Raw genomic sequence first — 18,245 nt, forward strand, 5'->3', positions numbered from 1 at the left:
CTCAGCAATGCCCATATTGCCGAAAGCAAATTCTTGAAAAACAGCGGCCAAAACACATTCTGCCAAAGTAGTGCTAGTTCGTGCGGCGGCGGGCGGCGTTGATAGGCATGCAGGCCGGGGGCGGGGTCGCACCCGATGGCGCCGCTCCACCGGGACTGGACTGACGGGGCGGTGGCCAAGGAACTGGCGACGGGTACGGGCTGCAAGGCATGGGCTGTTGTTTCGCTCTAGCCTCCCCACTCTTGCGGAGTGTTACATATGGGTGTATGTAATTGCCATGAGCCACATCAGTATCCGCGATTTGCAGAAGATTTCTGGCGAGGCGATCGGCGCTTTGCCCGGTCCTACGCCGGTCAAGTCTGGAGAGCGGACGGTTGGCCTCCTTATCCCGCTCAAGGCGGCAGACCCGGACCGGCTCGCGGCGGTTCTGGCGCGTGCCGAGAGGCTCGCGAAGCGACGGGACGTCGCCGCGGACGACGCGGCGCTCGCTGAGTTCGGTGAGGTCGATCCGGTCGATTGGTCCGTCTCGGCCGTGAGGGCTCTGACGGCCAAGTCGAAAGCATGAGGCGCCCGTCGACCACGATTGTCATCGATGCTGCCATTCTGATCGCTGCAGTTCGGGGCCGAAGCTCCGGCGCCCTCTTGGCGGCCGCCGCCAGCGTGATCCTGGTGACGACGGACCGCGTTATCCAGGAAGCGAGGCGGCGTATCCTGCTGGGGTTGCGGCGACCGGAGTTGATCGAGGTGCTCGACGCATTGGCGGAATCGATGACGATCGTGCCGGTAGCCGCATTGGAGCCCATGCTCGCCAGATGTGAGGAGACGCTGCGAGACGCCGTGCCGAGCCGCAACGGGTCCGAGCGCGATGCGCATGTGCTGGCGCTTGCCTGGAGTGTCGATGCTGACGTCTGGACGACAGATCGCGATTTCGCCGGTACGGGTGTCGCGACCTGGTCGACGCCGAACCTCCTGCGTGCGTTTGCGGAGACCGCTACGTAGCGCGGCCGGAGTAGCACTCCGAATTTGTCCCAAACCGCAAGATCGGTCGAGCGCACCCTGGCCATCCCGGCGTAACTGCATCCGCCACGGAGGAGGGACGATGACGGCGGCACTGCAAAACTATCGGGCCCGGATGCGGCGGGTGCTGGATCATATCGATCGGCATCTCGACGATGATCTGGACCTCGACAGCTTGAGCGGCGTTGCGGCCTTTTCGAAATTCCATTTCCACCGGCAGTTCACCGCGACCTTCGGGCTGTCGGTGCATCGTTATGTCCAGCTGGCCCGCATGAAACGCGCGTCCCACCAGCCGGCCTATGACGACGCCCTCGATGTCACCGAGATCGCGATGGAGGCCGGCTACGGCGCGCCCGATGCCTTCGCCCGCGCCTTTCGGCAACGGTTCGGGCAATCGCCGTCGTCCTTTCGCAAATCGCCGGATTGGGAGCCGTGGCTTGCGGCCTTCGGGCCTCTCTAAGATGCGAGGAGCAAGCTCATGCAGACGACCTTTACCAAAGACGACGTGACGATCCGCGATGTGCCGACCACTGAGGTGGCGATCATGGAGCATCGGGGTAACCCGGCGACGCTTCCTGCCACCATCCAGCGCTTCATCGCCTGGCGCAAGGCGGCCGGACTGCACCCCAGTGCTCATCCGACCTTCACCGTCTGGCGCTCCGAGCGGCGGCCCGCGCAGCCTGCCGATTACAGCATCGACCTCTGCGTCGGCACGACCGGCCGATCGCCGCAAGCGGTGAAGATATCAAGGCCGGCGAGATTCCCGGCGGCCGCTGCGCCGTGCTGCGTGTCGTCGGCTACACCGACAATCTCGAGCCCGCCGCGCTGTTTCTGTACCGCGACTGGCTGCCGGCCAGTGGCGAGGAAGCGCGCGACTTCCCGATCTATTGCCAGCGGCTGAAGTTCTTCCCTGACGTACCGGAGCATGAGACGGTCGCGGAGTTGTTCCTGCCGCTGAAATAGTGCGCCGCATGGCGCAAAAATCAGGCTGCGGCTGCGCGAGGTGCAGTCGCAGCTTGTCGTGACTTCGCGCTCGAGCATCTGAGGCTCCGCTGCCGCGGCGTGCGGTGCTACGGCATGAATATAAGGGTTGACTTATATTAGCCATCACCGATATTCTCATCCCACGCCTGGAAATAGGGAGAATCAAGATGGAGATCGACGTCGCCAGGGTATTGGGGCTTGTGACGCGTTCGGTGCGGAACTTCGAGAAGGACGGCAAAGCGGCCAGCGCGGTGATCCTGACGCGGCTGTACGATACGGATGTCGACGATCTCTGGGACGCGGTGACGAGCAAGCAGCGCATTCCGCGCTGGTTCTTGCCGGTCGAAGGAGACTTGCAGCTCGGCGGACGCTACCAGCTCAAGGGAAATGCGGGCGGCACGGTCACGGCCTGTACGCCACCGACCCATTTTGCTGCGACATGGGAATTCGGCGGCGCGGTGAGCTGGATCGAGGTGACGCTTGCGGCAGAACGCAATCAGGCGCGTCTGACGCTGGAGCATACCGCTGTTATCGAGGATCATTGGAAACAGTTCGGTCCAGGCGCGGTGGGGATCGGGTGGGATCTCGCCATCACAGGACTTGAGCGATATCTTGCGACCGGGGCATCGGTCGATCACGAGATCGCCGAGGCGTGGATGGTCTCCGCGGAGGGCAAGGACTTCATGACGAGATGCGGCGAGTGTTGGTGTGCAGCGCATGTTGCGAGCGGGGTCGATCCCGCCTCGGCGAAGCAGCGCTCGGACCGCACCATCGCCTTCTATCGCGGCGAGATGCCGCCTGAGATCGCCCATCCGGGCACGGGAAGCTGATGCACGCCTTCGAGGTCCTCGCCGATCCCGTCCGCCGCCGCATTCTCGAATTGCTGGCGCCAGGTGAGATGGCGTCCGGCGAGGTCGTAGAAGTGATCGGTGCCGAGTTCGGCATCACCCAGGCGGCCGTGTCGCAGCACCTCAAGGTGCTGCGCGAAAGCGGCTTTGCAACAGTCCGCGCGGAGGCGCAGAGGCGCCTCTATTCGGTCGACGTCGCGGGCCTCCGCGCAGTGGATGCGTGGATTGGCCAGTTCAGAAATTTCTGGGAGCCGAAGCTGGACGCGCTGGCAACGGAGATCGCGCGCGGCAAGCGGGAGCGGAGTCGTGGTCCCATCGTCAAGCGTGGCGGCAAGAGAGCCTGACCGTCTCCGGGTTCGATCCGTCATTCCCGCGCCATCTTCTCGAACTTCTTCACCAGCCGCTCGCGCTTCAGCCGCGACAGCCGCTGGATCCAGAACACGCCGTCGAGCTGATCGATCTCGTGCTGGTGGCAGACGGCGCGTAAGCCGTCGGATTCCTCGGTCTGCGTGTTGTCGTCGAGGTCCTGATAGCTGATCCGCACCCGGGCGTGGCGCTGCACCTCGTCGGTGACGCCGGGCATCGAGACGCTGCCTTCCTTGTGCAGGATCATCTCGGGCGAGGCCCACTCGATTTGAGGATTGACGTAGGTCTGCGGCCCCGCGACGGGATCGAGCTCGAGCACGACGAGCCGCAAGGGCACGCCGATATGCGGCGCCGTGATGCCGATCCCGGGCGCAGCGCGCATCGTCTCCAGCAAATCGGCCGCAAGCTCGCGCAAGCCGTCGTCGAAGGCGGTGACGGGCCGGGCTGGCACGGCAAGGCGGCGGTCGGGATAGCGGACGATCGGGCGAATGGTCATGAGCTCGGGGCGGCCAAGGCGAAGAGTGATCGAACTGTCGGGATGACGACATCGTGCCGGTGTTTTGCCCGACGTGTCAAATCTCTATGCGCCAGCACGGCTGAGAGACACCGGACGTGACCGGTGGGGTAAGCCATTGATCCGCTACTGTCGGCTTCTATGCGCGGGTTTCGGCTTTCTGTTGGCAGGGCGCCTGCGAATTTGCCACGCATCGATGTCTGGCCTAACGTTACCACCAACAACAAGCATTCGGGAGGACCAACTTCATGCGCACGATCGTGATCGCACTGGCAACGGCCCTTGCAGCGGCGACCCCGCCGCGGCCGACTATCTCGTCAAGGAGGTCGGCAGCTTCCACGTCGGCGGCCGCACCGAGACCCTCAACGGGCTTCCGTCCAAGGAGATCGTGTTTTCGCCCGGTGCGCCGCCGATCAAGGTCGATCCCAACGGCGAGTTCGCGGTCGAGCAAATGTACGTCCAGTTCGTCAAGCTCGCGCAGCCAAAGTCGAAACTGCCGCTGCTGCTCTGGCACGGCGGCGGGCTGTCGGGTGTGACCTGGGAGACCAAGCCCGACGGCAAGCCGGGCTGGCAGCAATTCTTCCTCAATGCCGGCTATGACGTCTACGTCTCGGATGCGGTCGAGCGCGGCCGCGCCTCCTGGGCGCGCTATCCCGAGATATTCAAGAGCGAGCCGTTCTTCCGGCCCAAGAAAGAAGCCTGGGAGCTGTTCCGGATCGGGCCTGCTTACGAGGTCGGCGGCAAGCGCGAGGCGTTCGAGGGGGAGCAATTCCCGATCGAGGCGTTCGACCAGTTCGCCAAGCAGAGCGTTCCACGCTGGGCAACAAACGATGCAGCCACGCAGAAGGCCTATGATGCCCTGGTGCAGAAAGTGTGCCCCTGTATCGTGGTGGTGCACAGTCAGGGCGGCAATTTCGGCTTCACCGCTGCACTGAACGCGCCGGACAAGGTCAAGGCGCTGATCGCGCTCGAGCCGTCCGGTGCGCCGGATCCCGCCAAGGTCGATGCGGCCAGGCTGAAGGGCGTGCCGCATCTGATCGTGTGGGGCGATTTCCTCGACAAGGTCCCGGTGTGGTCCAAGCTCGTGGTCAATCCGACCAAATGGGCTCAGGCGATCGCGGCCGCCGGTGGCAAGGTCGACACGTTCGAACTGCCCAAGATGGGACTTAGGGGCAACACCCACATGATGATGATGGACCGCAATTCCGACGATGTGGCAAAGCTGGTCAACGACTGGATCGAAAAGCAGGGCCTGACGAATTAGCCTGCGGACTCGCCGGAGATCTACACCAGTTGCTCAATGCTCATCGTCGGATCACTCGGCGGGATGATGGCATTGTGCTGGTGTTTTTGCCCGGCCAGTCAAATTGCGGCGTGGAATCCAGGCTCACGGCATCGCGATTGATCCCCGATCGCAAACCGTTGATTCCGCTGTGGGCGGCTACTGTGCATGGGGTTGTTTTCGGCGTTTTGTTGGGGGCGCGAATGCTTGCCCCAAAAAAGGTTGGAAGACCTGTCTGCTTGCGCGGTTCCCATTCGTCTTGCAGGTGAGACAGACCTGACGGGAGACAAAAATGCCTGCTTCCAGATATCGCTGGGTGATCGTCGCCGCCGGCGGCCTGCTCGGCTGCGTCGCCATCGGCGGCATGTTTTCGCTGCCGGTGTTCCTCCAGCCGATCGCCAAGGACACCGGCTGGTCGGTGACCGGCATCTCCAGCGCGATGACGATCGGCTTTCTTGCGATGGCCTTCACCAGCATGGCGTGGGGCACGCTAACGGACAAGTTCGGGCCGCTGCCGGTGGTGCTGACGGGATCGAGCGTGCTGGCGCTCAGCCTGTTCGCCGCGAGCCATGCGACCTCGCTGCTCGCGTTCCAGGTCGTGTTCGGCCTTCTGGTCGGCGCCTCCTGCGCTGCGATCTTCGCGCCGATGATGGCGACCGTCACCGGCTGGTTCGACACCCATCGCGGCCTTGCGGTCTCCCTGGTGTCGGCCGGCATGGGCGTGGCGCCGATGACGATGGCGCCGTTTGCGGCCTGGCTGGTCTCGCATCATGACTGGCGCACCGCGATGCAGATCGTGGCGCTGGTCGTTGCGATCATCATGATCCCGGTCGCGCTGCTGGTCCGCCGTCCCCCGGGGCTTTCGCATCCGCCGGCCCCGACGATGGGCGGGGGCGGGGCGCCAGCCGAGATGTCGCGGAGCGAAGCGCTGCGCTCGCCGCAATTCCTGATCCTGCTCGCCACCAATTTCTTCTGCTGCGCCACCCATTCCGGCCCGATCATCCACACCGTCAGCTATGCCGTGAGCTGCGGCATCCCGCTGATCTCGGCGGTGACGATCTACAGCGTCGAGGGCCTCGCCGGTCTCGGTGGCCGCATCGCCTTCGGCCTGATGGGCGATCGTCTCGGCGCCAAGCGCGTGCTGGTCTCGGGCCTGCTCGCGCAAGCCTTCGGCGCGCTCGCTTATGCGTTCGCCCATCAGCTCACGACCTTCTATGCGGTCGCAGCCGTGTTCGGCTTCATCTATGCCGGCACCATGCCGCTCTATGCGGTGATCATCCGCGAGAATTTTCCGCTGCGCATGATGGGCACCGTGATCGGCGGCACGGCGATGGCCGGCAGCCTCGGCATGGCGACCGGTCCGCTCGCCGGTGGCCTGATCTACGACGCGTTCTCCAGCTATGCCTGGCTCTATATCGGCTCCTGGGCGATGGGCCTCGGCGCCTTCCTGATGGCGATGACGTTCCGTCCGTTCCCGAAGCCGCAAGGCGAGGCGGCGCCGGCCCCGGTGGCGGCGTGATCTTCGCGAGGCGCAGCAGCTAGAGCTGCGCCTCGATCGCGGCCTTGTCGATCACCGACCACACCTGCCGGATCTTGGCGCCATCGAATTCATAGATCACGTTTTCGCAGAAGCTCACGCGCCGGCCGTTCACGGCAAGCCCTAGGAACGTGCCGGCCGGCGTGCAATCGAATTTCAGCCGTGCCGCAACACGCGGCGGCTCGGAAATCAGCAGTTCGATGTCGAAGCGCAGATCCGGAATCTCGCGAAAATCCCGCTCCAGCATCGCGCGATAGCCGGTCAGCCCGAACGACTGCGAATTGTGCACGACCTCGTCATGCACGAATTTCCCCAGCGCCGGCCAATCCTGCCGGTTGAGGCAGGCGATATAGTCACGATAGATGTCGGTGAGTTCGGCTGGCGTCATGGCGATGCTCCTGCGGCTCCGGGCCTAACGCGGAAAGCAGGGAGTCGGCGCGCCGATCACAGCCTTTTTTCGAAGAACAGATCCGGATAGGGATCGTCGTTGAAGCGCGGGATTTCGCGCCAGCCGGTGCTGCGGTAGAGCTGGCCTGCCTCGGGCAGGGCGCTGTTGGTATCCAGCCGCAGCAGCGCGATGCCGAGCGAACGCGCGGCATGTTCGGCCGCGTCCATCAGGCGCCGGCCGAGCCCCAATCCGCGGGCGGACGGTGCGACCCAGAGGCGCTTGATCTCGGCGTAGCCGTGGTTCGTTCCCTTCAGGCCGACGCAGCCGACCGGCAGCGTGTCCGAGATCGCGACGATGAAGCTGCCTCGCGGCCGGCGCATGTCCTTGGCATCGGGGTCGCGCGACAGCGACACATCAAAGCCCTGTTTGAAGCGGCGGCCGAGCTCGGCATAGTACTCGCCGAGGCAATGGCGCGCCTCATCGCTTCGCGGTTCCATTTCGACGAGCGCGATCCGCCCGCGTGTCAGCGCCGAGGCGATCAGATCCATTGCCGCCAGCAGCGCTTCGCGTTGCGCGTTGCGGGCGAGGAAACCTTCCGCCTGCGTGTTCGACAGCGCTTCATAGGCCGCGAACTCGCGCTTGCCGGCGCGTGTCAGGCTTGCCACCCGGCGCCGGGCATCGTCCTCATGCGCGCTCGTCTCGATCAGGCCTTCATCTTCAAGACTGCGCAACAGCCGGCTCATCAGCCCGGAATCGAGACCGAGATAATCGCGGATCTCGCCGACGTCGGAGCGGCCGTGTCCGATCGCATTGAGCACGCGCGCCGCGCCAAGCGGGCGGCCGCGCCCGAGGAAGGACGTATCGAGCGCACCGACGGCGGAGGTCACGGCACGGTTGAAGCGGCGGACGCGGGAGACCGGATCAAGCATTACCTGACTTTAGTCAGAGATGCTTTGGCCGTCAATCTCAGCCCTTCGCCCGGTATGCCGGAGGGATCACGAACACTTCATCGGCGCGGCCATAGCCGCCATCAGGAACTTCCTCGATCAGCACCATGGTATGCGGACGCGCCGCTTCGCTGAAATAGTCGACGAACATCGCGGTCACGCGATGCACGATCTCCTCCTTTTGCGCGGTCGACAGCGCCGCTTGCGGCACCTTGATGTTGGCAAAGGGCATGGTCGGTCTCCATATTTGCGACGCCGGATCATCCGCCATCATGTGCGCGAGAACTAGCCGATCGCATGCGTGGGATCATCCGGCTGCTCTTGCCATCACTTGTCGGCTATGTTGAACAATCGGACCATGGACCGCTTCGAGACCATGCGCCTGTTCGTTCGCCTCGTGGAAAGGCGCAGCTTCACTGCGGCTGCGGCCGATCTCGGCTTGCCGCGCTCGACGGCGAGCGAAGTCCTGCGCGGCCTCGAAGCCCATCTCGGCGTGCGCCTGCTCGAACGCACCACGCGGCATGTCACGCCGACGCTCGATGGCGAAGAGTATTACCGCCGCTGCATAGCGATCCTGGCCGAGGTCGAGGAGGCGGAGAGCGCGATGCGCGACGCCCAGCCGCGTGGGCTGTTGCGCTTCGATGCGCATCCACTGCTGACGCGCACGTTCATTCTGCCGAAGCTGCCCGAGTTCCTGGCGCGCCATCCGCTGATCGAGCTGCAGATCGGGCAGGGCGACCGCCTCGTCGATCTCGTGCGCGAGGGCGTCGATTGCGTCATCCGCGCCGGCGAGCCCGAGGATAGCGGCATGATCCAGCGTCGTCTCGGCTCGATAGAGGAGATCACGGTGGCAAGTCCGGCCTATCTCGCCGCGCACGGCACGCCCGTGTCGCCCGATGAACTCGACGGCCACCAGATGGTCGGCTTCATCTCGTCACGAACCGGCGACGTGTTGCCGCTGGAGTTTTCGGTCGGAGGGCGATTGCGGGAGGTCGTGCTGCCGAGCCGGATCAGGGTGAACAATTCCGACACGATGGCTGATCTGGCGCGGCTCGGCTTCGGCCTGGTGCAGGCGCCGCGCTATCGTTTTGCGAACGACCTCGCCAGCGGTGCGCTGGTCGAAGTCCTGCGCGACCATCCGCCGTCGCCGACGCCCCTGTCGGCGCTCTATCCGCAAAATCGCCAGCTCACGTTGCGGTTGCGCGTCTTCCTCGACTGGATCGGTCGCATCTTCGGTGAGGCGAAGCTCTAGCCGAGCCCAAGGGTTTTCCGTGATTTGCGCGTGAGCTTTGCCACGATCAGTGCGTGCGCCTGAACGAGATAGGCCGTCAGCTCCGCATCCGGCAGCGCGTTGTTGCTGACAAGCTGCACCCACTTGGCCCGCGCGAGATAGGGGGCAGGCCGGGCGAGGCCGTGCTCGATGAGCATGGAATACGCCATGTTGGAGACCTTGAACATGTAGCCGCCCGAGCTCGCCGTATAGCCGCCGCTGATGGCGAACATCTTGCCGCCGACCTTGAACACCGAGGTGCCTTCCCATTGCACCACCTTGGTGGCGGCGGGCAGGCGCAGGCAGCGTGTCTCGAATGTCTTAGGGGTCATGCGCTTGCGAGCACCAGGCAGGAGAAGCCAGTCACTAGGGCAGCGCGCGTCAACTAACAAGGGATGAGACGCGCGCGGGTTCTGAGGTGTTTCGCTGCGTTCGCAATGGCGAAGGGGAGCAGATGCGCCGCTTTGTGAGTTGTGCAGGCCGCCAAGTCAGCTACCATGCATCGCCTGCTTCATACCCGGGCGGCAAGTGGAGGCGACATGAGCGCGCAGGAACGGAAAGTCAAGGGATCGGACCTGTTCGTCGCGGCGCTCGAGAACGAAGGCGTCGATCGCATCTTCGGCGTGCCCGGCGAGGAAAATCTCGACCTCGTCGAATCGCTGCGCACGTCGAAAATCGAGCTGGTCCTGACCCGCCACGAGCAGGCCGCGGCCTTCATGGCGGCGACCCATGGCAGGCTGACCGGCAAGCCCGGCGTGTGCCTCTCCACGCTCGGGCCCGGCGCGCTCAATCTGTCGACCGGTGCCGCCTATGCGCATCTCGGCGCGATGCCGATGATCCTGATCACCGGCCAGAAGCCGATCATGAGCAGCCGGCAGGCGCGATTCCAGATCGTGGACGTGGTCGCGACCATGAAGCCGCTGACGAAATTGTCGCGGCAGATCGTCAGCGCCTCCTCGATCCCGACCGTGGTGCGCGATGCCTTCCGCGTCGCGATGGAGGAGCGGCCGGGACCGGTGCATCTCGAACTGCCCGAGGACATCGCCGGCGACGAAGTCGAGGCCGTTCCCGTGATCCCGATCCATCCCATCGAGATCCCCGTCGCGCATCGCGCCGCGCTCGACCGTGCTGCCGAGATGATCCTGGCCGCGAAGCGTCCGTTGGTGATGATGGGGGCGGCGACCAGCCGGCCGCGCTCCACCCACGGCATCGCGAGCTTCGTGCGGCGGACCGGCATTCCGTTCTTCACCACGCAGATGGGCAAGGGCACCGTGCCCGGCGGCACCAATCTCTATATGGGCACCGCGGCCTTGTCCGAACGCGACTATGTCCACGATGCCATCGACGCTGCCGACCTGATCGTCGCGATCGGCCATGACCCGATCGAGAAGCCGCCCTTCATCATGGGGCCATCGGGGCCGAAGGTCATTCACGTCAGCTACACTTCGGCCAGCGTCGAGTTGGTCTATTTCCCTGACGCCGAGGTCGTCGGAGACGTCGGCCCCAGCCTGGAGCTTCTGGCCGACCGGCTCGAAGGCAAGCTGCCGCAGGCGGCGGCGTTGCTGCCCTTGCGCGAAGACATCCTCAGCCACATTGCCGACCGCGCAACCGAGACGCGCTGGCCGCCGACCCCGCAGCGCATCGTGCACGATATCCGTCAGGTCATCCCGGAGAACGGCATCGTCGCGCTCGACAACGGCATGTACAAGATCTGGTTTGCGCGCAACTACCGCACCCGTGTCGCCAATACGCTGCTGCTCGACAATGCGCTGGCGACGATGGGCGCGGGCCTGCCGTCGGCGATGATGGCCGCGATGCTCTATCCTGATCGCCGCGTGCTCGCGGTGGCCGGCGACGGCGGCTTCATGATGAACAGCCAGGAGATGGAGACCGCGGTTCGCCTCAAGCTCAATCTCGTCGTGCTGGTGCTGGAGGACAATGCCTACGGCATGATCCGCTGGAAGCAGGCCGTCGACCATTTTGCCGACTACGGCATGACCTTCGGCAATCCCGACTTTGCGCTCTATGCCAAAGCCTATGGCGCCAAGGGCCACCGCATCGAAAGCATCGACAGTTTCGGTCCGACGCTGGAGACGGCCTTTAGGGAGGGCGGCGTGCACCTGGTCTCGATTCCGATCGACTATTCGGAAAACGTCCGGGTGCTCGTGGACGAGCTGCGGGCGCGGCAAAAGTAGCGCCCGGTTTACCATCTTGCTGCGAGGATCATAGCTGCCATTCCTTGATATATATCGCATTGCGATATAATGCGGGCGCGAAGAATCCTCCCGACAAGAGACGTCCATGCGCCAGACCCCCGACATCACCGGCGGCCTCCCGCGTCCTCGCGGCAAACCCGGAGATTTTACCGCCGACCGCCGCGTGCTGGTCCTGATCGGGATGGCGCTGCTGGTCGGCAGCATCAGTGCCGGGGCGGCCTGGGTGCTGCTGAAGCTGATCGCGCTGGTGACCAATCTGGTGTGGTTCGGTCATTTCAGCACTGAGAACGTCTCGCTTGCGAATGCCCATCCCGGAATCTGGATGGTGCTGGCGCCGGCGCTCGGGGGGCTCGTGATCGGGCTGATGGCGCGGTTCGGATCGGAGAAGATTCGCGGCCACGGCATTCCCGAAGCGATCGAGGCGATCCTGATCGGTGGCAGCCGGATGCAGCCGAAGGTCGCGATCCTGAAGCCGCTGTCCTCGGCGGTGTCGATCGGAAGCGGCGGCCCGTTCGGCGCGGAAGGACCGATCATCATGACGGGCGGCGCGATCGGATCGATCTTCGCCCAGTGCTTCCATCTGACCGCGGCCGAGCGCAAGACGCTGCTTGTCGCGGGCGCGGCTGCGGGCATGACAGCGATCTTCGGTACGCCGATTGCCGCGGTGCTGCTCGCGGTCGAGCTGCTACTGTTCGAATGGAAGCCGCGCAGCTTCCTGCCCGTGGTGACGGGAGCGGTGATCTCGGCGGCCTGGCGCCCGCTGCTGTTCGGGACCGGGCCGTTGTTTCCGTTCACGGAACGGCCGGACCTGCCCTGGTGGGGCCTAGCGGCTGCGATCGGCGTCGGCATTGCCGCCGGCCTGCAATCCGGGCTGATGACGCGGCTGCTCTACGCGATCGAAGACCTGTTCGAACATCTGCCGGTGCACTGGATGTGGTGGCCGATGCTCGGCGGCCTCGTTGTCGGTCTCGGCGGCCTGATTGATCCCCGCGCGCTCGGTGTCGGTTACGACGTCATTGCGGATCTGTTGTCTGGCCACATGGCGCGTGACGAGGCGATCCGGATGCTGCTGGTGAAGTCTGCAATCTGGGTGGTCGCGCTGAGTTCGGGCACATCGGGCGGCGTGCTGGCGCCATTGCTGATTCTCGGCGGCACGGCCGGCTGGATGGAAGGACTGATCTTGCCTGGCGGCACATCATTCTGGGCGCTGGTCGGCATGGCCGCGATGATGGGCGGCACGATGCGCTCGCCGCTGACAGGCGTGATGTTCGCGATCGAGCTCACCGGCAACATCGACATGCTGCTGCCGCTGCTGGCGGCGACCGGCGCGGCGCATGCCGTCACCGTACTGTTGCTCAAGCGCTCGATCCTGACCGAGAAGATCGCACGGCGCGGCCAGCACATCACGCGCGAATACGCGGTCGATCCGTTCGAACTGCTACGAGCGGCCGACGTCATGGTGACTGATGTCGACACTCTGCCGGTCGACATGTCCATTGACGCGGCGGTCGCGTTCTTCACCTCGGAGCAGCGCCGTCACAAATCCTATCCCGTCGTAGCAAGCGATGGGCGGCTGACCGGCATGGTGACCCGCGCCGACGTGCTGCGCTGGCGCACCGAGGGCGATCATCAGGCGGCGACGCTCGATGATGTCGTGTCGGACACGTCCAGCATCGTCGCGTATCAGGATGACGTGCTGGGGCGGGTCGCCGATCTCATGGTCGCCTCCGATCTCGGACGGCTGCCGGTGGTCGATCGTGGCAGCCATCGCGTGGTCGGCCTCGTCGCTCGCAAGGATTTGCTGCGAATTCGCGCAGTCGTGAACGCGCAGGAGGAGGACCGCGATGCATATTTCCTGCGCGAAAAGGCGCTTGTGCCGGAGCCGCGGATCGCGGAAGGTCAGCCGCTCTGAATTCCAGCACTGACAGGAATGAACATGACACGTGTTCGCTGCGTTACCGAGATGGGCATGGGCGTCGACGTCCACGGCCGGGACGCCACCAAGGCGGCCAAGCGCGCGGTGTCGGATGCCATCAGGCATTCGAGTCTCGGTTTCTTTCGGATGATCGGCAAGACCGCAAGCGACATGTTCGTCGACGTTACCATCGGCGTGCCCAACCCTGAGGCCGTCGACAAGGAGGCGGTTGCCAAGGAGCTTCCTTACGGCACCGTGACCGTCACCGCGGTCAAAGGTGGGCTGGAAATCCCCTCGGCCACGGAAGTGGCCAATGATCCCATCCTCATCGCCAATGCGGCCGTGATCGTCAGCTTCGAGAAGGACTAGGCCGGTGTCCGACAGCGATGAGGCATTGCTGGATCGTCCGATCTGGAGCGCGCTGACGACGAGCCAGAAGCACCTGGCCGAGGGAGGCTCGCGCGCGCGACGCTATCCCGTGGACATGACGCCGTTCGCTGACATGGTCGACATGTCTGAGGCGAGCTTTGCCGCGCTCGGCGATCTCCTGCCGCCCTTGCAGGTCACGGCGTTGTTCACGCCCGAGCCGGTCGACGTCCCCTCGGGCTTCAAGGTCGTGCTATCGGAAACCGGCGAGCAGATGATCGGCTCGCCCGCGGACAGCTCGTTGCGTGACGCCGAGATCGTGAGGCTGGGTGCGGCCGATGTTCCCGCGATGATGGCGCTGACGGCGTTGACCAAGCCCGGTCCGTTCGCCGCGCGGACGCACGAGCTCGGCACGTTCCTCGGCATCCGCGCTGGCGGCGAGCTGGTCGCGATGACCGGCGAGCGCATGAAGCCGGGCAAATTCACCGAGATGACGGCGGTCTGTGTCCATCCCGATTATCGCGGACGCGGCTATGCGCAGGCTCTGCTCGCAGCCGTCGCGCGCCAAATCGAGGCGCGCGGCGAAATTCCATTCCTGCACGTGTTTTCGAACAACAATTCGGCCATCGCGCTCTATCAGCGCCAGGGCATGCGCATCCGCCGGCGTCTGCACGTGACGGCGTTCACGAAGCAGGCGTGACGGCCCGGCGGGGTGCGCCGGGCCGTCGATTTCAAGTCTTGTAGTCGACCAGCAGCGCGCTGGATGCATTGGAGGACGCCGAGTTGCCGCTGGAGCTGTAGGAGGTCGACTGGCTGGTCGCGTTCTGAAGCAGCGAGATCAGCTCCTTCATCAGCTCCGCGGTGGCGGCAGACGACGAGCTCGACGAGGAATCGGACGACGAAGTCGAGTCCGTGCTGGTCGTGCCCGACGCATCGCTGCTGCCGTCCGGCGGCGGCGGGCCGCCGGCGCTGCCGGAGAAAGTGTTGGCGAATACGTTCTTCAACTCGCTGGCCTGATCGCTGGTCAGCTTGCCGTTCGACACTTCGTTCTGGATCAGGTCGTCGATCTTGGACTGCATCTTGTCAGCCGAAGGCGGCGATGAGGAGCTTGCGCTGGATGCGCCGCTCTTCATCGTCGAATCGATGTCGTCGAGCGCCGACGACAGTGCGGACTGGTCGCTCGACGAGATGGTCCCTGCCGAGACTTCCTTGGTGAGCTCGCTCTTGAGGCGGTCAAGGGGGGAGTAGGAATTGGTGGTCGTTGCAGAGATCGAGGTCATTGCCGGTCACTCCTGGTGAGCATGAAGATACGCTGAACATGACCGTGAGGCTAAAGGTCGCGCGCTTAACGAGATCTTGCCGCAGGGATTGCTGACGTTTTCGTTGTGTTGCTCGGGCGGGTAGGAACATGCGGCGAAACAAAAAGGCTGAGATGACCAGCGTCGTCCGCGCCTCACGCGAACGGGCTTCCCCGCGAACGATTCGTTGCTATATCCATCGCAGACCAATTCAGGGAGGAGCGCATTTATGGACGCCAGGACGCCAGATTTTTCCGCCGCGCGGACGGCGATGCAACGCTACGTCGATCAGGAGATCATCCCCGGCGTGTCCTGGGCGGTGCTGCGCGGGCGCGAGGTGGTCGACCAGCAATGCGTCGGCTTTGCCGATCGCGAGGCGAAGACCCAACTCCGACCCGACCATATTTTCCGCGCGTTCTCCAACACCAAGATCTTCGTCACCTCCGCGATCATGCTGATGGTCGAGGAGGGCCGCATCGGACTCGATGACCCCATTGAAAAATTCCTGCCGCAACTCGGCCATCGCAAGGTGCTGAAGCAGGGTGCTTCGAGTCTCGCCGATGTCGAACCGGCGAAGAGCCCGATCACGATCCGGCATTTGCTGACCCATACGTCCGGTCTCAGCTACGGCATCTTTGATCCCGGCACGGTGCTGTTCAAAGGATACAACGACGCGGGCGTGCTCAATCCGCTGACGCCGCTGACCGACATGATCGACAAGCTCGCCGACCTGCCGCTGTCCTATCATCCCGGCACATCCTGGGAATATTCGGTGGCGACCGACGTGCTTGGCCGCGTGGTCGAGGTGGTCTCGGGCAAGCCGCTCGATGTGTTCCTGAAGATGCGCATCTTCGATCCGCTCGGCATGACCGACACCGGCTTCTTTGTACCTGAAGCGCAGCAAGGCAGGCTGGTTGCGCATTACACCGGCGCCGACGTGCTCGATCCGATGAAGCCGGGCCTGACGCGCGCCGATAATCTGCCGTATCCCCAGGCCTATCGACGGCCGTTCCCGCGGCTGTCGGGGGGCGGCGGTCTGGTCTCGACCCTGCCTGACATGCTCGCTCTGGTGCGGGCTCTGCTACCCGGTCCGGATGCGCTGTTGAAGCCGGACACGCTGCGGCAGATGATGATCAATCAGTTGCCTGAGGGCCAGACCATCCGCTTCGCCAATCTCGGGCCGATGCCGGGCAAGGGCTTTGGCCTCGGCGGCGCCGTGACCTTCGCGCCGACCCAGTTCGATCCGCCGAATTCCACGGGCGAATTCCAATGGGGCGGCCTGGCCGGCACCCATTGGTGGATCTGCCCCGGGGCCAATACCGCAGGTGTTCTGATGGCCCAGCGTCATCTGGGCTTCTGGAATCCGTTCTTCTTCGAGTTCAAGCGCCTGGCCTACCAGGCGGTCGGGAGCTGATTGCGAAAAGATTGCTGCATTGATTGCAGGAGCCGTTGCGCGCCGGCGGTACGCTCGGCCATGCATTGTCGGCGCAGAGGCTGTTTGACCGCCATAGGGATGAGGGATGAGAGAGCCTTGGTTCGAGGCGGGACCATGCGCGTGAACAACTATCTAGGTCTCGATGGATTTCGTTTCGGCTGGGTAGCTGCGTGGATCGACGAACGCGGCGATCACGGCTTCGACTATTCGACGGGCCTGACGCGCCTGCTCGCAATGCCGCACACGCGCGCGATGATCGACATGCCGATCGGATTGAAGCCTGGCGGCTACCGCGCATGCGACCTGCGTGGGCGCGACTTGGTGGGGCCTGCGGTGTTTCTCGGCGCCCGCCGCGACCTCTGGACATTTCCGGACATGGCCGCGGCCAACAGGCATTACTGGAAGCGGGAAGGCAGGGGCAGGGGCGTCTCGGCGCAGCTTTGGAACATCAGGGACAAGATCAGGGACGTCGACGCGATCATGACGCCGGAGCGTCAGGCGACAATCGGCGAAGCGCATCCGGAATTGATCTTCTGGAATCTTGCAGGGAGGAGCCGGCTTGCGAAGAAGACCTCGGCGGAAGGCCGTGAGCAGCGCATTGCGCTGCTCACGCAACGCGGCTTCACGCGTTTGCGGCAATGGCTGACGCTGCGCCATGGCACCGGCATCGGCTGCGACGATCTCGTCGATGCCTGCGCCTGTGCGGTCGCGGCGCGCAACAGCACGCAGCGTATCGGCGGGGACGAGATCGATCCGCGCAGTTTGCGGATGGAGATCAACTACTGAACCGGTCCCGCGGAGCGGCTCCGGCCACCCGGGAAAAACAGGCAATTTTTTTGGACCCTACCGGAACCGGCGGTGGTGGGCTCGCGTTCCCCATGCGGACAGAATTGGAAGAAGCTCGTACTACGATGCATGATGCCAGTCAGTTAGCGACCGCGATGCTCGCGCTCATTTTTGCCGGAGCGCTGCTCGTCACGGGGCAGCTCTTCATCGAGCAGCGCGCCCAGCACGATGTGGTCTACGCCACCAATCATCTGCTAAAGCCACTATGATCGGAATTCGCGGCAGACATCCGGCGTGACACGTCCCGGCCTTGCGCCATATCCCGGCTCGCCTAGATTAGACGGAATCTCACGCAAGCCGCCGGGGTCCCCATGTCCGATCTGTCCGCCTTTCCGATCACCAAGCGCTGGCCTGCCAAGCATCCCGAACTGCTTCAGCTCTATTCGCTGCCGACCCCGAACGGCGTCAAGGTCTCCATCATGCTGGAGGAGGTCGGACTGCCTTACGAAGTTCATCTCGTCGATTTCGGCAAGGACGACCAGAAGACGCCGGAATTCCTCTCGCTTAATCCGAACGGCAAGATTCCGGCGATCCTCGATCCCAACGGTCCCGGCGGCAAACCGTTGCCGCTGTTCGAGTCCGGCGCGATCCTGCAATATCTCGCGGAGAAGACCGGCAAGCTGCTGCCGCAGGATGCGGCGCGGCGCTACCAGACCATCCAGTGGGTGCATTTCCAGATGGGCGGCGTCGGGCCGATGTTCGGCCAGGTCGGCTTCTTCCACAAATTCGCCGGCAAGGATTTCGAGGACAAGCGCCCGCTGGAGCGTTACGTCGGCGAGTCCAAACGGCTGCTTGGGGTGATGGAGGCGCATCTCTCCGGCCGGCAATGGTTCATGGATGACGACTACACCATCGCCGACATCTCCATGCTCGGCTGGGTTCGCAACCTCATCGGCTTCTACGGCGCCGGCGATCTCGTGGCGTTCAGCCAGTTCAAGTCGGTCGCTGCCTGGCTCGAACTCGGACTGGCGCGTCCGGCCGTGGAACGTGGGCTCAACATCCCCAAGCGCCCGTGA

The 18,245-nt window shown here is 64.3% G+C and carries 21 protein-coding genes and 2 pseudogenes; 17 read left to right on the forward strand and 6 right to left on the reverse strand.

Annotated features, from left to right (window positions below; translation table 11 throughout):
* The first annotated feature begins 277 nt into the window (after positions 1-277).
* From IF809_RS02400 to IF809_RS02420, 5 genes and pseudogenes are all read left to right on the forward strand, one after another.
* Positions 278-565, forward strand: a complete 288-nt coding sequence (locus tag IF809_RS02400) for a hypothetical protein (protein ID WP_128965769.1) — start codon at positions 278-280, stop codon at positions 563-565.
* Complete coding sequence (locus tag IF809_RS02405; protein ID WP_462836728.1) at positions 562-999, forward strand: PIN domain-containing protein; 438 nt, start codon at positions 562-564, stop codon at positions 997-999. The genes IF809_RS02400 and IF809_RS02405 overlap by 4 nt, the downstream gene beginning before the upstream one ends.
* 100 nt (positions 1,000-1,099) lie before the next feature.
* Positions 1,100-1,980, forward strand: a pseudogene (locus tag IF809_RS02410) (AraC family transcriptional regulator).
* Between the two features lie 188 nt (positions 1,981-2,168).
* Positions 2,169-2,831 carry an SRPBCC family protein gene (locus IF809_RS02415; RefSeq protein WP_128965772.1) on the forward strand — a complete coding sequence of 221 codons (663 nt, stop codon included), beginning with the start codon at positions 2,169-2,171 and terminating at the stop codon, positions 2,829-2,831.
* Complete coding sequence (locus IF809_RS02420; RefSeq protein WP_128965773.1) at positions 2,831-3,193, forward strand: ArsR/SmtB family transcription factor; 363 nt, start codon at positions 2,831-2,833, stop codon at positions 3,191-3,193. The genes IF809_RS02415 and IF809_RS02420 overlap by 1 nt, the downstream gene beginning before the upstream one ends.
* A gap of 20 nt (positions 3,194-3,213) precedes the next feature.
* Here the strand turns inward: IF809_RS02420 and IF809_RS02425 are convergent, their stop codons facing one another.
* On the reverse strand, positions 3,214-3,711 hold the full coding sequence (locus IF809_RS02425) for a peptide deformylase (RefSeq protein WP_128965774.1): 498 nt from the start codon (positions 3,709-3,711) through the stop codon (positions 3,214-3,216).
* A gap of 214 nt (positions 3,712-3,925) precedes the next feature.
* Between IF809_RS02425 and IF809_RS02430 the strand changes: the two genes are divergently transcribed.
* Together IF809_RS02430 and IF809_RS02435 are read left to right on the forward strand one after the other, a co-directional pair.
* Positions 3,926-4,993: an alpha/beta hydrolase gene (locus IF809_RS02430; protein ID WP_462836729.1), complete on the forward strand. Its 1,068-nt coding sequence runs from the start codon at positions 3,926-3,928 to the stop codon at positions 4,991-4,993.
* A gap of 310 nt (positions 4,994-5,303) precedes the next feature.
* On the forward strand, positions 5,304-6,530 hold the full coding sequence (locus IF809_RS02435; RefSeq protein ID WP_128965776.1) for an MFS transporter: 1,227 nt from the start codon (positions 5,304-5,306) through the stop codon (positions 6,528-6,530).
* A gap of 19 nt (positions 6,531-6,549) precedes the next feature.
* Here IF809_RS02435 and IF809_RS02440 read toward each other — a convergent pair whose 3' ends face one another.
* The 3 genes from IF809_RS02440 to IF809_RS02450 are packed head-to-tail and all read right to left on the reverse strand — an operon-like array spanning position 6,550 to position 8,115.
* On the reverse strand, positions 6,550-6,936 hold the full coding sequence (locus IF809_RS02440; protein WP_128965777.1) for an ester cyclase: 387 nt from the start codon (positions 6,934-6,936) through the stop codon (positions 6,550-6,552).
* Positions 6,937-6,992: 56 nt separating this feature from the next.
* A complete protein-coding gene (locus IF809_RS02445; protein WP_128965778.1) occupies positions 6,993-7,865 on the reverse strand; it encodes a bifunctional helix-turn-helix transcriptional regulator/GNAT family N-acetyltransferase in 873 nt (290 codons plus the stop codon).
* Positions 7,866-7,902: 37 nt separating this feature from the next.
* Entirely contained in the window at positions 7,903-8,115 is a 213-nt protein-coding gene (locus IF809_RS02450) for a tautomerase family protein (protein ID WP_128965779.1), read from the reverse strand.
* Positions 8,116-8,241: 126 nt separating this feature from the next.
* On the opposite strand from IF809_RS02450, the gene IF809_RS02455 reads away from it, so the two are divergent.
* A complete protein-coding gene (locus IF809_RS02455; protein WP_462836730.1) occupies positions 8,242-9,135 on the forward strand; it encodes a LysR family transcriptional regulator in 894 nt (297 codons plus the stop codon).
* Here IF809_RS02455 and IF809_RS02460 read toward each other — a convergent pair.
* A complete protein-coding gene (locus IF809_RS02460; protein ID WP_128965781.1) occupies positions 9,132-9,485 on the reverse strand; it encodes an MmcQ/YjbR family DNA-binding protein in 354 nt (117 codons plus the stop codon). The two genes, IF809_RS02455 and IF809_RS02460, sit on opposite strands and share 4 nt — an antisense overlap.
* A gap of 207 nt (positions 9,486-9,692) precedes the next feature.
* Between IF809_RS02460 and IF809_RS02465 the strand changes: the two genes are divergently transcribed.
* The 4 genes from IF809_RS02465 to IF809_RS02480 all read left to right on the forward strand — a co-directional run bounded on the left by IF809_RS02465 (position 9,693) and on the right by IF809_RS02480 (position 14,350).
* Complete coding sequence (locus IF809_RS02465; protein WP_128965782.1) at positions 9,693-11,348, forward strand: acetolactate synthase large subunit; 1,656 nt, start codon at positions 9,693-9,695, stop codon at positions 11,346-11,348.
* Positions 11,349-11,454: 106 nt separating this feature from the next.
* On the forward strand, positions 11,455-13,281 hold the full coding sequence (locus IF809_RS02470) for a chloride channel protein (protein ID WP_128965783.1): 1,827 nt from the start codon (positions 11,455-11,457) through the stop codon (positions 13,279-13,281).
* Positions 13,282-13,305: 24 nt separating this feature from the next.
* Positions 13,306-13,653, forward strand: coding sequence for a Lin0512 family protein (locus IF809_RS02475; protein WP_128965784.1), 348 nt, complete (start codon positions 13,306-13,308; stop codon positions 13,651-13,653).
* 4 nt (positions 13,654-13,657) lie between these two features.
* Positions 13,658-14,350 carry a GNAT family N-acetyltransferase gene (locus tag IF809_RS02480; protein ID WP_462836731.1) on the forward strand — a complete coding sequence of 231 codons (693 nt, stop codon included), beginning with the start codon at positions 13,658-13,660 and terminating at the stop codon, positions 14,348-14,350.
* 31 nt (positions 14,351-14,381) lie between these two features.
* On the opposite strand, the gene IF809_RS02485 is transcribed toward IF809_RS02480, so the two are convergent.
* Positions 14,382-14,930 carry a hypothetical protein gene (locus IF809_RS02485; RefSeq protein ID WP_128965786.1) on the reverse strand — a complete coding sequence of 183 codons (549 nt, stop codon included), beginning with the start codon at positions 14,928-14,930 and terminating at the stop codon, positions 14,382-14,384.
* A gap of 247 nt (positions 14,931-15,177) precedes the next feature.
* On the opposite strand from IF809_RS02485, the gene IF809_RS02490 reads away from it, so the two are divergent.
* From IF809_RS02490 to IF809_RS02510, 5 genes and pseudogenes are all read left to right on the forward strand, one after another.
* On the forward strand, positions 15,178-16,362 hold the full coding sequence (locus tag IF809_RS02490) for a serine hydrolase domain-containing protein (RefSeq protein ID WP_462836732.1): 1,185 nt from the start codon (positions 15,178-15,180) through the stop codon (positions 16,360-16,362).
* 13 nt (positions 16,363-16,375) lie between these two features.
* A pseudogene (locus IF809_RS02495) lies at positions 16,376-16,472 on the forward strand (carboxymuconolactone decarboxylase family protein); the annotation flags it as partial.
* A 31-nt stretch (positions 16,473-16,503) separates the two neighbouring features.
* Positions 16,504-17,169, forward strand: coding sequence for a DUF429 domain-containing protein (locus IF809_RS02500; protein WP_462836733.1), 666 nt, complete (start codon positions 16,504-16,506; stop codon positions 17,167-17,169).
* A gap of 92 nt (positions 17,170-17,261) precedes the next feature.
* Positions 17,262-17,438, forward strand: coding sequence for a hypothetical protein (locus IF809_RS02505; RefSeq protein WP_188637406.1), 177 nt, complete (start codon positions 17,262-17,264; stop codon positions 17,436-17,438).
* Positions 17,439-17,540: 102 nt separating this feature from the next.
* Positions 17,541-18,245 (forward strand): glutathione S-transferase family protein, encoded by a 705-nt coding sequence (locus IF809_RS02510; protein ID WP_128965789.1) that lies wholly within the window; start codon positions 17,541-17,543, stop codon positions 18,243-18,245.

Source organism: Bradyrhizobium sp. UFLA06-24 (assembly GCF_054967145.1).